Here is a 14,315-nt window from a genome sequence, read left to right as displayed (position 1 = left end):
TTAAGCCCTACGCTTTCTATCAAAAGCTTTAGAACCATGTTTTGCATTCATACCAAATACTGTTGCATTATTTTTAACTGCATTCCCACTTTCAAGCTGATTAACTTCTGATTTTTTAACTAAATATCCTGTAACACGAACTACATCACTACTATCTGAATAAGCTGATATATATCTTATTCCAGTTTTAAATGCTCCATCTATAACATTAACTATAGCTTCTGGATTATCTTTATATGTATCTTCAAACACAAATATATCACCTATTCCATTAAAGAAATACTTATGATATGGTGCTGATTGTATAATGTGTTTAAATAATTCAGGTTCTTCTCCTACTGGAATTCTACATCCTGGAGATATACCTGTATCTGTATCTATTCCAACTTGAGCGTGCATTAAGTGTTGACCTCCAAAACACCCTGTATACTTTGATTTATGTGAAGTTACTATAGAATTAATATTTTCTATTATTCTTAACCCTAGTTCATTAGCTTCTTTTGAATATCCAAATCTGTCCTCTTGATTAGTTGCATTTAATAAATGATTTACAGCCTCAGCAAGTCCAACTATACCAAACATTCCTGAGAATAACTCTTTTTTAATAAATCCTTCTAATACAAGGAAGTTTGATTTAAAGAATGCTGCTTCTTCTACTAAAAATCTTATTCTTTCATCTATATACTCAAGCATCTTTTGTGTAACAAAAGGTATTTTATTTTCTATAAAATCATCAACAGAACTTGATTCTTCTGCTAATCTACTAAGAACAAGTCTAACTAGGGTATATCCCCCTCCACCTATTAAAAATCCATTGTAACAACTTGCAAGTGCATATTTTTCAGTTTTAAAATCAACAACATCCATCTTATGATTTGCAAAACTTGGCTTAGCTGTAGATAATGCTGTTTGTGCACATAGTGCTATAAATTCTTTTGATGTTAAGTCTTTATCATATTTAACTGTTAAATTTGGTACTGCACATTGTAATTCGCTCATTGCTTTAAGTATAAGTCTACCAGCTTTAGTATCTATTGGACCTATGTTTGCATGAACAAATGAATCAGTAAGTGTTCTATCTATGTGTTTTAAGTATAATTTTATAGCCTTGTAAGCTTCTTCTTCATCTTTTACAAAAGGCTCTAAAAGTTCATCTATATTCCCTAAATATACTGGATATGATGTTATTGATGGAACATGCTTGTAAAATATTAATAAGTTATTAGTTGCTTCCCATATATCATTAGGTACATCAAGTTCTAAAAACTTGCATCCTTCTTTCATTAGTTTTTCATAATCTGGTATAACATATCTTGGTCTGTAAGGAGCATTACCTTCAAACATTGTGCATATTATATTTTTTTCTAGCAAAGGTTTAGTTTCTTCATCTATATTTAATACATTAAGAGTACTTTCTCCTTGACCTGCTAGCTGTAGTACTTGTTGATTATAAGTTAAAGTTTCATTTTTTATAATGTTTAGTGCTTGGTTCATATATTTTCCCCCTATAATTTATATTAATTATTTACTTTTAATTGAATCTAGTTTATTTAATAATTTATAAAACTGTTCTTTATTTATTGATATATATTTTCTATTTACACAAATTAATTTTTCTTCTTTTAATTCTTTTAAGTTTCTATTTATTGTTCTTATAGAAAATCCTAATACTGACCCTATTTCTTCTCTTGTTTTATATATATATACAACATCTTTTTCTTCACTTTCAAATATATCTATTAAGTAATTTATTAGTGAATAGATTGCTGGGTATGCAAGAACTTCTCCTTTATTTAAAGATTGTTCATACATACTTTTTGATACAAAGTGTAATATTTTTAATGTTAAATCTTGGTCTAGTTTAATCCATTTTATAAAATCACTTGTAGATATTTTAAGCATTATACAATCTGTTATAGTTTTAAGTGTTGATGAGTAAGCTTGTTTATTTGCCATAATTTCCATAACACCTATATATGCTATAGAATCTACATCGGCAAAACTATATACAAATCCATTTTCAAATTCATTTCTAACTTGCATTTTTCCATCAAGACTTATATATATGTCTTTTATATTTTCGCCTTTTAATGCTACTGTTTTTTCCTTTTTAATTTTTATAATTTCACATTTATTTTTTATATTATTGGGTATTTTATCTATAAATTCTTTTGTATGTTTATCTTGTGTATAATTAGAGAACACACTATCTTGCATATTTTAAGTTTCTCCTAACTATTTAACTTTTATTTTATTTTATCATTGTTTTACAAAAGTAAAAGGACATATGTCCCTTTATATTTTAAATAATGGCTACAAACATACCTATATTACAATAAATACTATTAGAAATAGATTTTTTAAACTTAATTAAGATAATATATTTCACTTTAAATTTAATGAAACTATTTTTTAATTGGAAAATAATTGAATACTGTATATAATATAATCAAAGTTCGCAATTGATATATAATGCGAAATAAAGATATTTTAGATATCATATAGATAAATATGAATTTGTAAAGGGGATAATAGGTATGAATACAGCAACATTTCTAGATATATTAGCAGTAGCAGAAAAACTAAAATGTAATACGAGACATTCATGGACATCGAGCGGACGCCATGAAAGTGTAGCAGAACATAGCTGGCGTATTGCATTAATGGCATTATTAATGCGTGATGAATTTCCAAAAATTGATATGGACAAGGTAATTCGTATGTGTTTGATTCATGATTTAGGTGAAGCCTTTACTGGTGATATTCCTGCTTTTGAAAAGAAAGAAGAAGATAGTAAAAAAGAAGATGAGGAACTTTTCAAATGGATAAAAACTTTCCCTAATCCTTATCGTGAGGAATTCACAGAGCTTTTAAAGGAAATGAATGAACTAAATACTGATGAAGCAAAGCTTTACAAAGCATTAGACAATTTAGAAGCAGTCATTCAGCATAACGAGGCGGATATTAGTACTTGGATTCCGCTAGAATATGACTTACAGTTTACTTATGGTGCAGATAAGGTGAAATTTTCTCCTTATTTAAAAGAGCTAAAGGAAGAAATAGACCAAAGAACGACAGAAAAAATAGCTCAAAAGAAGGAAGCTTAGTTATTTAGAATAAAGGCTATGTTAGCTAACTTTGTTATAAATATCAATTTAAAATAACTCTATCTTAGTCATTGAAATGTTGAGTATACTAAGATAGAGTTATTTCGTAATTTATTAATATTATTCTTTAATATCTTCTGTTGTAAGTATTGCGTTCTTATCTATCCCTGAATATTGATAACCTGTAACTTTAATTCCAACTAATACTGTTAATGCTATTCCTATGATTATTTTTTACCTTTTGATTTCATTTTTATCCCCCATGATATATTTTCTTGTTTATTGTACAATTTTGATCCCTAGTTAAAATGCATTTGTTATAATTATGATAATATATTTTTATGGTGAGTGTATATATTTATATTATTTTTGTTGTAGTGTTTTATTTTTTGATGTATTTATAATTTTCATCACTACGCATTATATTTTAATAAATTTATGTATAAGTAAAACCACCTTAATATTAATCAAGGTGGTAATAAAATCTATTTTATATTATTTTCATAATCCTAGTTTATTTACTATACTTTAAAATAAAGTTCCCCATTTCAATTGCACAATCTTCACTTTGTGGATAAACGCCTATATTATCTCCATATGCATGACCAAATCCTTTATACAGTACTGTTGTAGTGTCAACACCAGCTTTAACAAGCTTTGCAGCATAAGCTAAACATTCTACCTTTAAAAAATCATGTTCTCCAACTGTAATAAATGTAGGAGGTAATCCTTTTAGATCTCTAATATACGGACTCAAATATCCATTTTTAATTTCATCTGTACCTAATATATCTTTTAACCCACCTGATAATCCATCAAACATGTTTAGCATAAACTCTATGCCTGATTTATGTTTAGGAGACATTTCATATTCATCCTTACTCCATTTAAAGAATTCATCTTCTTCATTAGCCATATTTACAGTAGGGTAAAGTAATAATTGTCCTTTTACCATACCTAAGTTAGCTTCAAAATCTTTAGTAGTACAATATTGAGTTAGGTTTCCACCAGCACTATCTCCTGCTACAAATATATTATTCTTATCTCCACCTAGACTTTCTGCATTATCATAAATCCACTTTAACACAGAATAACAATCTTCATGACCAGTTGGATATGGATTTTCTGGTGCTAAACGGTAATCAACTGAAAAAGCTAGTATGTCTGTTTTTTCAACAATTAACTTTACTAACTCCTCAACAACATCAGGTGAGCCTCCAAAGAATCCACCACCATGAATAAAGTAAAGAACTGGAGCATTTTCCTTCATAGTTTCAGATTTATATATACGTACTGGTATTTTATATCCATCATTAGCTTCAACATGTTCATTTATAATATCAATATTTTTTTCAACAATCGGAATACTCTTAATCTCACCAAACATATTTCTTAATCTACCAATTGATTTTAAAGATGCATCCATATTCAACATGCTTTTAGGCATAAGTTTCATTATTTTTAGTTGTTTTTTCATATCATTATAAAGACGAGGATCCATTGCCCCTCTTTCATCACTATCAGGTAAGTTCTTCACTAAAACTTTTGCACCTTTAATATCGACTATTTCTTGTTTTTTTACAATATTATCTAATAATTCTTTTGAATATTTTCTACTCATCTTTACGCTCCCCTTTTTATTGATTATATTTTTTTAATGTCCATTTTACTAAACGTTTTCATGTATTATAAAAAAATAAACCCATAATTTGTTTATATTCAAATATATGCGTTTATTTTACTCATTAAAATTTTATCATTTCTTATTAAGTTATTGTTTCCATTTTTTGTTCTCTTTTTGGTTATTTTTTGACGCTTTAAAATACTTACGGTATTTAAGTGGAGTCATATTATACTTTTGTTTAAACACACTTATAAAAGACTTTATATTTGAAAATCCATGAAAAGATGCAATATCTTGGATGTTGTCATCACTATTAATTATATCTTCATAAGCTTTAGAAAGCCTAAAGTTATTTAAATAAGCTTTATATGTAACTCCAAACCACTTATGAAATTTTCTTGAAAAATATTCACTACTCATATAAAAATGCTTAGAAATATGTTCTAAAGTTAATTCTTTCTTATAATTTTCACTTATATAAATTAAAATTTCTTTTTGCCTTTCTTTATACTTAAAATAATTATTTGTATAATTATCTTCTTTTTGAATCCTATAATTAGTTAATAAAATATATAAAATTTCATAAATATATGAGTTTATCTTAATATAGTCTAATTCATTTTTATTTAAAGAAAATTCTTTTATTTCTAAGAAAATCTCCTGTAATCTATCCTTTTTACAATTTGAATTCATAATATCAAACTGTATATTATCAATATTTGGATATACTTTTTTTATAAAGTCATAAGATAAAACTAAAATAACAACCCCACATAATTTGCCTTGATATTTCTCAAATTCATGAACATCTCCACTATTTACAAGAACGAAATCTCCACTCTTTGCACTAATACTTTTGCCATTAATAAAACCCATTAATTCCCCTTCAGTTACAAAATTAATTTCAATACTTCTATGCCAATGAGAATGAATATAGTAATGTCTTTTCACATCAGTATTTTCTTTTCCAAAATATCCTAATAAGGCTGGTAAATTAGGATTTAGGTTTATTTTTTCATATATAACATTATTCATAATAATCTCCACTCTAAAACTTCTAAAAAAATATATTTAAATTATCTAAGTTCAGTTATTTAATTAATTTCTATTATAATTTACATTTACATAATTTACTATAGCCTAGCAGAATCTCTAAACTTTTTTGGAGTTACCCCTGTAAACCTTTTAAATATTTTAGTAAAATAGCTTTGATCATTAAAATGTAGCAATACAGATATTTCTAAAATTGAATAATCATCTAATAAAAGCAATCTCTTTGCTTCTTCAACTTTTTCTTTTAAAATATATTCACTTATAGTAATACCCACCTCTTTTTTAAAAAGCCTAGATATGTAGCTAGTATTAAAATTAATATGCTCACATATATCCTCTAAAGATATATTACTATATAAGTTTTGATATATAAAAGAAATGCAAGCTAGTATAGGGCTTGAAAAATTATTATTTTTTAAAATACGAACTCGATCAGAAAAATCACAAGCCATAGTTATTCTTAAATTATTTAAATCATTGAGTGTATTAAGTTCTTCAATATGTTGAATATAAGAGTCACTAAGTGTATATGCAACTTCCGTATTCATTCCACCAGCAATTGCAGCACGAGTTACTAAGGTAGCAGTGGTAATTAACAAATTTTTTAATGATCTTATTGAATTATTCTTAGCTAAAACACCATAATTGCCAATTACAGGATCGCTCAAAACTTTAATTAGCTTCTCTTTGTTCCCAGTTCTTATACAGTCCATAATTGTCTCTTCATACATAAACGGATGATGAAAAACATCATTTTGTCTAGCTAAAGTGGCTATATTTTCAAAATTGCTAGAAATATTACTGATTATATCGTTGTTATAAGAGTTTGTTTTTATAACATCATCAAAACTTATCTTTTTATTGTAAATTAGATAATAAGATAGAATACTTGTATTTATAAATGTATTAAAATCTATAATTGGTAAAGAATTATAATATTTTAATAAAATATTCTTTTCTTCAAGAGTTATCTTATGTAGAAAAATATTATCTATATTATCAAATTCAATGTGCTCATAAAGGCAAGGTCCAATAATAAAAGTACCAATAAATTCATTCTCAATACAAAGTCCAATAGATATAAAATTTTCCATATACTCTGTAGATTTAATCACAGGAACAGATGTAAACGTATTTAAGTTAAAGTTTTTTGAAATAGATTTTATTAATCTATCATCAATTATATCTAAATTATTCTTACCCTTTGTAGAGTATTTCAATGAGCCATCTTTACTAAAAAAATATAAAGGTATTTTTAAAGTATCAAATATAATATTACAAATAAAATTTATATCATTACACATTTCTGTTTTTAAAATCATAAAAAATCCCCTTTAGTCAAAATAATAATAAAAAAGCAAAAATAATACAAAAATTATACTATTATTATTGATAATATATTATATATAACTAAACAATCAAGTCATACTTGATAGTGATATTTAAAATAATCATCAATAAGGTAAATCAAAATAAAAAGGGGAATTATGACTATGAAAAAATGGAAAGAAATTAAAAAACATGGCTATAATATTATCTTAAATGAAGGTGGTCAAAATATAGCTTATTCACCTAACTCAGGAGTTAAAATAATTGAAGAAGATGGATATGCTTTTAAAAACTTAAGTAAAAGTGGAAAATTAGAAAAATATGAAGACTGGAGATTACCAGTAGAAGAAAGAGCTAAAGATTTAGCATCAAAAATGAGTATAGAGCAAATAGCAGGGCTAATGCTTTATAGTGCACATCAATCTATTTCAACTAAAGATGACTTTTTCTCTAAGGCATTTGCAGGTACATATAATGGTAAAAAACTAGAGGAATGTGATGCTAAAATAACTGATTTAACTGATCAACAAAAGAATTTCTTGTTAAATGATAACTTAAGACATGTATTAATAACAGTAGTAGACGATGCTAAGACTTCTGCTGTGTGGAATAACAATGTACAAGCTTTTGTAGAAAAAACAGGATTAGGAATACCAGTAAATACAAGTAGTGACCCAAGACATGGTGCAAGTGCAGATACAGAATTTAATGCAGGTGCAGGTGGTGATATTTCAAAATGGCCAGAGCCACTAGGTCTTGCTGCTACTTTTGATAGTGAATTAGTTAGAAATTTTGGGCATATCGCAGCTAAAGAATATAGAGCTTTAGGAATAGCTACAGCTTTATCTCCACAGGTAGATATAGCAACAGAACCAAGATGGATGAGATTTAATGGTACTCTTGGAGAAGACCCAATTTTATCAAGAGATTTAGGTGAGGCATATTGTGATGGCTTCCAAACTTCATATGGTGAAAATGAGATAAATGATGGTTGGGGATATGATAGTGTAAATGCAATGGTTAAACATTGGCCAGGTGGAGGTAGTGGAGAAGGTGGTAGAGATGCTCACTATGCTTATGGTAAGTTTGCTGTATATCCAGGAAATAATTTTGATGACCATCTAATACCTTTTACAGAAGGTGCCTTTAAATTAAAAGGAAAAACTAAAAAAGCTTCTGCCGTAATGCCATACTACACTATATCTTATAATCAAGATAAGAAAAATGGTGAAAATGTAGGTAATTCATATAACAAATATATAATAAATGATTTATTAAGAGATGAATATAAATACGATGGAGTTGTATGTACAGACTGGATGATTACTAAAGATAATCACGTAGTTGACGCATTCATATCAGGAAAGTGTTGGGGTGTTGAGACTCTTTCAGAAGATGAAAGACATTACAAAGCACTTATGGCTGGTGTTGACCAATTTGGAGGAAATAATGAAGTTAAACCAGTACTTAATGCATATGAAATGGGTGTTAAGGAACATGGAGAAGAATTTATGCGTGCTAGATTTGAAAAATCAGCAGCAAGGTTATTACTTAATATTTTCAGAACAGGATTATTTGAAAATCCATATGTAGATGTAGATAAGTCTCAAGAATTAGTAGGTAACCCTGAATTTATGCAAGCTGGATATGATGCACAATTAAAATCATTAATTATGTTAAAAAATAAAAATAACGTACTTCCAATAAATGAAAGAAAAAAAGTATATATTCCAAAAAGAAAAATAAAAGAAAGTAAGGACTGGTTTGGTAATGTAATACCTGCTAGAGAAATTGATCCTGTTAGTAAAGTTATAGTAGAAAAATACTTTAATGTTGTAGATGATGCAAAAGATGCTGATTTTTCAATAGTATTTATAGAATCTCCTAAAACTGTTGGATATACAAAAGAAGAAGGATACTTACCAATAAGTTTACAATATAGACCATACACTGCAGTAAATGCAAGAGAAACAAGTATTGCAGGAGGTGACCCATTAGAATCATCAACTAATAGATCTTACTTAGGAAAAACTAACTTTGCTAGTAATGAATCAGATTTAGATATAATACTAGAAACAAGAAAAGCTATTGGTAAAAAACCTGTAATAGTATCTTTAAATATGACAAATCCAACTATAGTAGGAGAATTTGAGCAATATGTAGATGGAATAATCACAGACTTTGGAGCACAAACACAAGCTATAATGGATATAATTAGTGGAAATGTAAATCCAAGTGGATTGTTACCATTTAATATGCCTGCTAATATGGAAACTGTAGAGGCGCAATGTGAAGATGTTCCTCATGATATGAAGTGTTATGAAGATGAATTAGGAAATGTATATAAGTTTGCATATGGCCTTGATTTTAATGGAGTTATAAATGACAGCAGAGTAGCAAAATATAAAATTAAATAAGTAATTTAATATTTATAAATAAAAAACCTCGACAAGACATTTATGTATTGTCGAGGTTTTTATGATGGGTCTAAATCATTTTCATAAGTTTTGGTATAAATAAACTTATTTCTGGTATAAATGTTACTAACATAAGTACAACCAATATACCTACATAGAATGGTAATAAATATTTTATTACATCTTCTAGTTTTGTTTTACCTACTTTACATCCAATAAACAGTGTATTTCCAACTGGCGGTGTTATATTACCTATACATAAGTTAAATATAAGCATTATACCAAATTGGACAGAGTCCATTCCAAAGTTTTTAGCTATTGGTAAAAATATTGGTGTAAATATTAATATTGCTGGAGTTAAGTCCATAAATGTACCAACTATTAATAATATTAAGTTCATTATTAGTAATATTACAACTGGATTTGAAGATATTCCTAATAATAATTCTGTTATTGCACTTGGAATATTTGTAAATGCCATAACCCAAGACATTATTGATGATACCCCTATTAAGAATATTATTATCCCTGTCATTTCAACTGTTTCTAGTAGTATTCTAGGCATATCTTTTACTTTTATAGATTTGTAGAAAAAGAATGATAATATGAAAGAATATACAACTGCAACAGCTGCTCCTTCTGTAGCTGTGAATATACCACCTACTATACCACCTATTATTACAAATATTAAGGCTAAACTAGGAAGTGCATCTATAAATATTTTCATAGCTTCACCAAAGCTTATCTTATATTTAGTTGAATACTTATACTTTTTCGCAAGTATAAATGCTACTACCATTACTGATAATCCCCATAATATTCCTGGTATATATCCAGCCATAAATAGTGCTGCTACTGATGTTCCTCCACTTACTAATGAATATATTATAAGTGAGTTACTTGGAGGAATTAAAAGCCCAGTTGGTGCAGATGCTATATTAACTGCCGCACTATAGTTTTTATTATAACCTTCTTTTTCTTGAAGTGGAGACATTGTTCCACCGATTGCAGCAGCTGCTGCAACTGAAGAACCACTTACTGCCCCAAATAGCATGTTTCCTACTACATTTGTATGTGCTAAAGATCCTGGTAATTTACCACTTAATACTTTTGCAAAGTTTACTAATTTTAATGCGATACCACCGTTGTTCATTATTATCCCTGCTAATACGAAAAATGGTATTGCTAATAATGAAAAACTACTTATTCCCGTAAATATTCTTTGTGCCCCAGTTAGTACTGCTACATCCCATGATAATGTAGTTAATATTCCAAATATAGATGCTACACCTATAGTTACAGATATTGGTATTCCTAATAAAAGCAGTATAGGAAATGCAATAGCTATAGCTGAACCTGCTTGAAATGCTAATTCCATAATCTTATCTCCCTTGGATTAATTATATTTTTTATTTCTACGCAACCTTTTCATTCTTTCTGTTTGATTTAGTTACCTCTCTGTCTGATTGAGCCATCTCTTGCTTTAAATCAATTAAGTTTAATATATTGTAAATAATCGTTATTACTCCTGATAATGGTAATGCTAAATATATATATCCCATAGATATTCCTAGTGATGGTGATACTTGCCCCATAGCTAACATACTTATTTGAACTCCACCTAATACTAAAACTAATGCTGAGAATACCATTACTACCAATTCTGTCATTACATTTAATATCATTTTTACTTTAGGACTTTTTGATTCAAGTTTTTGTCTAAAAAACACCATAGTCATATGATCTTTTTTACCAAATACATAAGCTGAACCTAATAAAGCCATCCATACAAATGAATATATTAGTAAATCTTCTGATACTGTACTTGGATTATTTAGAACATAACGAGTTATTATTTGCCAAGTACCTAAAACTACCATAAATGCTAGTAGTGTCATACATATGACTTCTATTACTTTGTTTAACATTTTTCTTAACTTATTCATCTTCGTTCCCCCTACTAGTATTTATTTACTTGTTGGTGCTTTTGCTTGTATTTTATCGTATATAACTTTTACTTCTTTGTCATTTTCAGTCATTTCTCTATGAAGTGGTAAAACTTTTTCTTTAAATGGTTCTGTATCTGGGTAGTAGAATTTAACCCCCATCTTTTTTGATTGTTCTACTGCTTCACTTACTTTATCTTCCCAAGCATCAACTTGGAATTTATTTATTTCATTAGCCGCATCTAATATTATATTTCTATGTTCTTCACTTAAATTATCTAATAACTTAGCATTCATTATTAATATGTCTGGAATCATACCATGTTGGTTATATGAATAATATTTTGCAACTTCTCCATGCTTATTATTAGTAAGTGCTAATTCATTATTTTCAGCTCCATCTATAACCTTTTGTTGAAGAGCAGTATAAACTTCTCCGAAACTCATTGGTGTAGCTGAACCACCTAATAATTCCATCATCCTTATGTTTGTTTGACTTTGTTGTACTCTTATTTTCTTCCCTTTTAAATCTTCTGGCTTCATTACAGGCTTATCTGTTGTGTACATATTTCTTGAACCTGCATCAAACCATGTAAGACCAACAAATCCAGATTCTCTAGTTGATTCATATATATCGCCCATTATATCTTTGTCATTCATTACAGAATGATAATGTTCTTTACTATTAAATAAGTATGGAAGGTTGAATACGCTATATGATTTATTAAAACTTTCAAGCAAACTTATACTTCCAACAGCTATATCTATAGCTCCCGTTTGAGTAAGTTCTACCGACTCACGCTGTCCACCTAATAACTCATTTGGGTATACTTGTATATCTATTTCATTATTAGTTTTATCTTCTACAATTTTTTCAAACTCTTTTAGTGCTAAGTGTATTGGATGTTCCTCACCTTGGTTGTGAGCAACCCTCATAACCCTTGCTTCATTACCTTTACTTGAACTACATCCAACTACCGATAAACTAGCTATAGCTGCAAGTAAAATAACTTTAATCCTTTTATTCATATATAAATTCCCCCTAGGATTATTTTATAAAATATTTTTTAGCGTTGTTGTAACATATATCTTCTACTATGTTGCCTAATATTTCTAAATCATATGGATATTCTCCATTTTCAACTAACTTTCCTAAATAATTGCAAAGAATTCTTCTAAAATACTCATGTCTTGTAAATGATAAGAAACTTCTTGAATCTGTAAGCATTCCTACAAATTTACTAACTAAACCTAATTGTGAAAGTGCTATAAGCTGTCTTTCCATTCCATCCTTTTGGTAATTAAACCACCATCCAGAACCAAATTGGATTTTCCCTGCAACTTGTCCACCTTGGAAGTTTCCAATCATAGTTCCTAATACTTCATTATCTTTTGGATTTAAACAATAAAGAATAGTTTTAGGTAGCTTATCTTCTACATCTAAGCTATCTAATAACCTTGATAAAGAATAAGCGATTTCCCCATCGTCAATACTATCAAATCCTGCATCCGCTCCAACAGAATTAAACATTCTAGTATTATTATTTCTAAGTGCACCTATATGAAGTTGCATTACCATATTTCTTTCACTATACATTTTCCCTAATTCTATTAATGTAAATGTTGTGTATTTTTGAGCATCTTCTATGCTTATTTCTTCTCCCGCTAAAACTTTAACAAATATGCTTGCAACTTCCTCTTTGTTAGTAGGTTTAAAATAAACTCTTTCTAAACTATGGTCTGTTATATTGCAACCATTGTCTACAAAGTAATTTAACCTTTTTTCTAATATTTCTATTAATTTATCATAATCTTTAATTTCTGTATCTTCTGTTTTCCCTAATAACTTTATGTAATCACAAAAATCTTTATTTTGTATCTTTAATGCTCTATCTGGTCTAAATGTAGGTCTTACCTCACACTCAAAACTATCATCAGCATTAATTTCTTTATGATATTTTAAATCATCAACTGGATCATCTGTAGTTCCTATATAAACTACATTAGATATACTTATTAATTTTCTGGCAGTTAAATTCTTTTTTACTATAGCATTATTGCATTTTTCCCAAATGTCTTTTGCAGTCTTTGCACTTAAAGTATCTTCAACATTAAAGTATCTTTTAAGTTCTAGATGTGACCAATGATATATAGGATTTCCTATTAAATAAGGCATCATATTTGCAAATTCATAGAATTTTTCAAAATCACTAGCATCACCAGTTATATATTTTTCATCTATTCCAAAACTTCTCATGGCTCTCCACTTATAATGATCATGGTATAACCACATTTGAGTTATATTTTCATATTCTTTATCTTCTGCTATTTCAACTGCTGGCAAGTGGCAGTGGTAATCAAATATCGGCATTTTTGAAGCATTATTATGATATAAGATTTTAGCTATCTCATTTGATAATATAAAATCTTGATCCATAAACTTTTTCATAACTTTCTCCTAAATTAATATTTTTAATATCGTTTTCTTACTACATTAAATATTAACATGCATCTTAATATTTTCTAATATATTTCATTATTTTACCTTTTATACTATTTTTTATAAAGAGTGTTTCGAAATAAAATTTATTTCAAAACACTACTTTTATTTTCATTATTTATTCTTATTTATAGCCTCTATTAATCCATTTATATAAACTGCTCCTAAAGCTCTATCATATAATCCATATCCTGGTCTTCCTGTTTCTCCCCATATCATTCTACCGTGGTCTGGTCTATATGGTCCTTTAAAGTCATAGTCACAGTATGCTTTTACTATTTCATAAAAATCAAGCGATCCACACTCAGATAAATGAGCTACTTCATTGAAACTACTTTC

General features: G+C 28.1%; 12 protein-coding genes. 2 read left to right on the top strand and 10 right to left on the bottom strand.

Features of this window, described 5'->3' with window-relative positions:
- Positions 1–1,494 carry a YjjI family glycine radical enzyme gene (locus tag ABHC41_RS13465; protein WP_166505513.1) on the bottom strand — a complete coding sequence of 498 codons (1,494 nt, stop codon included), beginning with the start codon at positions 1,492–1,494 and terminating at the stop codon, positions 1–3.
- A 27-nt stretch (positions 1,495–1,521) separates the two neighbouring features.
- Positions 1,522–2,217: a Crp/Fnr family transcriptional regulator gene (locus ABHC41_RS13460; protein WP_166505514.1), complete on the bottom strand. Its 696-nt coding sequence runs from the start codon at positions 2,215–2,217 to the stop codon at positions 1,522–1,524.
- Between the two features lie 320 nt (positions 2,218–2,537).
- Between ABHC41_RS13460 and ABHC41_RS13455 the strand changes: the two genes are divergently transcribed.
- Positions 2,538–3,107: an HD domain-containing protein gene (locus ABHC41_RS13455; RefSeq protein WP_166505515.1), complete on the top strand. Its 570-nt coding sequence runs from the start codon at positions 2,538–2,540 to the stop codon at positions 3,105–3,107.
- Between the two features lie 514 nt (positions 3,108–3,621).
- Here the strand turns inward: ABHC41_RS13455 and ABHC41_RS13450 are convergent.
- From ABHC41_RS13450 to ABHC41_RS13440, 3 genes are all read right to left on the bottom strand, one after another.
- Complete coding sequence (locus tag ABHC41_RS13450; RefSeq protein WP_195237865.1) at positions 3,622–4,728, bottom strand: alpha/beta hydrolase; 1,107 nt, start codon at positions 4,726–4,728, stop codon at positions 3,622–3,624.
- A 150-nt stretch (positions 4,729–4,878) separates the two neighbouring features.
- The gene (locus ABHC41_RS13445) at positions 4,879–5,766 is read right to left on the bottom strand and encodes an AraC family transcriptional regulator (RefSeq protein ID WP_271893120.1); all 888 of its coding nucleotides are present in this window, start codon (positions 5,764–5,766) and stop codon (positions 4,879–4,881) included.
- Between the two features lie 98 nt (positions 5,767–5,864).
- Complete coding sequence (locus tag ABHC41_RS13440) at positions 5,865–7,106, bottom strand: AraC family transcriptional regulator (protein ID WP_271893122.1); 1,242 nt, start codon at positions 7,104–7,106, stop codon at positions 5,865–5,867.
- Positions 7,107–7,277: 171 nt separating this feature from the next.
- Here ABHC41_RS13440 and ABHC41_RS13435 point away from each other — a divergent pair, with 171 nt between their 5' ends.
- Positions 7,278–9,530, top strand: coding sequence for a glycoside hydrolase family 3 N-terminal domain-containing protein (locus ABHC41_RS13435; RefSeq protein WP_195581159.1), 2,253 nt, complete (start codon positions 7,278–7,280; stop codon positions 9,528–9,530).
- Positions 9,531–9,600: 70 nt separating this feature from the next.
- On the opposite strand, the gene ABHC41_RS13430 is transcribed toward ABHC41_RS13435, so the two are convergent.
- From ABHC41_RS13430 to ABHC41_RS13410, 5 genes are all read right to left on the bottom strand, one after another.
- The gene (locus ABHC41_RS13430; protein ID WP_092925571.1) at positions 9,601–10,908 is read right to left on the bottom strand and encodes a TRAP transporter large permease; all 1,308 of its coding nucleotides are present in this window, start codon (positions 10,906–10,908) and stop codon (positions 9,601–9,603) included.
- A gap of 37 nt (positions 10,909–10,945) precedes the next feature.
- Positions 10,946–11,476, bottom strand: coding sequence for a TRAP transporter small permease (locus tag ABHC41_RS13425; RefSeq protein ID WP_092925569.1), 531 nt, complete (start codon positions 11,474–11,476; stop codon positions 10,946–10,948).
- 21 nt (positions 11,477–11,497) lie between these two features.
- Positions 11,498–12,505, bottom strand: coding sequence for a TRAP transporter substrate-binding protein (locus ABHC41_RS13420; RefSeq protein WP_092925567.1), 1,008 nt, complete (start codon positions 12,503–12,505; stop codon positions 11,498–11,500).
- A 19-nt stretch (positions 12,506–12,524) separates the two neighbouring features.
- On the bottom strand, positions 12,525–13,925 hold the full coding sequence (uxaC, locus tag ABHC41_RS13415; protein WP_271893126.1) for a glucuronate isomerase: 1,401 nt from the start codon (positions 13,923–13,925) through the stop codon (positions 12,525–12,527).
- A gap of 165 nt (positions 13,926–14,090) precedes the next feature.
- On the bottom strand, positions 14,091–14,315 hold a 225-nt coding region (locus ABHC41_RS13410), incomplete at its 5' end, for a mannonate dehydratase (protein ID WP_271893128.1).

The organism is Romboutsia sp. 1001216sp1, assembly GCF_039841805.1.
Taxonomy (GTDB): Bacteria; Bacillota; Clostridia; order Peptostreptococcales; family Peptostreptococcaceae; genus Romboutsia_C; species Romboutsia_C hominis.
Note: the sequence above shows the minus strand (reverse complement) of the source record. Positions and strands in the feature narration are given on the sequence as shown.

Coding starts and splice junctions, on each gene's coding strand:
- ABHC41_RS13465 (WP_166505513.1), bottom strand. CDS start 1,494: ATGAACCAAGCACTAAACATTATAAAAAATGAAACTTTAACTTATAAT.
- ABHC41_RS13460 (WP_166505514.1), bottom strand. CDS start 2,217: ATGCAAGATAGTGTGTTCTCTAATTATACACAAGATAAACATACAAAA.
- ABHC41_RS13455 (WP_166505515.1), top strand. CDS start 2,538: ATGAATACAGCAACATTTCTAGATATATTAGCAGTAGCAGAAAAACTA.
- ABHC41_RS13450 (WP_195237865.1), bottom strand. CDS start 4,728: ATGAGTAGAAAATATTCAAAAGAATTATTAGATAATATTGTAAAAAAA.
- ABHC41_RS13445 (WP_271893120.1), bottom strand. CDS start 5,766: ATGAATAATGTTATATATGAAAAAATAAACCTAAATCCTAATTTACCA.
- ABHC41_RS13440 (WP_271893122.1), bottom strand. CDS start 7,106: ATGATTTTAAAAACAGAAATGTGTAATGATATAAATTTTATTTGTAAT.
- ABHC41_RS13435 (WP_195581159.1), top strand. CDS start 7,278: ATGAAAAAATGGAAAGAAATTAAAAAACATGGCTATAATATTATCTTA.
- ABHC41_RS13430 (WP_092925571.1), bottom strand. CDS start 10,908: ATGGAATTAGCATTTCAAGCAGGTTCAGCTATAGCTATTGCATTTCCT.
- ABHC41_RS13425 (WP_092925569.1), bottom strand. CDS start 11,476: ATGAATAAGTTAAGAAAAATGTTAAACAAAGTAATAGAAGTCATATGT.
- ABHC41_RS13420 (WP_092925567.1), bottom strand. CDS start 12,505: ATGAATAAAAGGATTAAAGTTATTTTACTTGCAGCTATAGCTAGTTTA.
- uxaC (WP_271893126.1), bottom strand. CDS start 13,925: ATGAAAAAGTTTATGGATCAAGATTTTATATTATCAAATGAGATAGCT.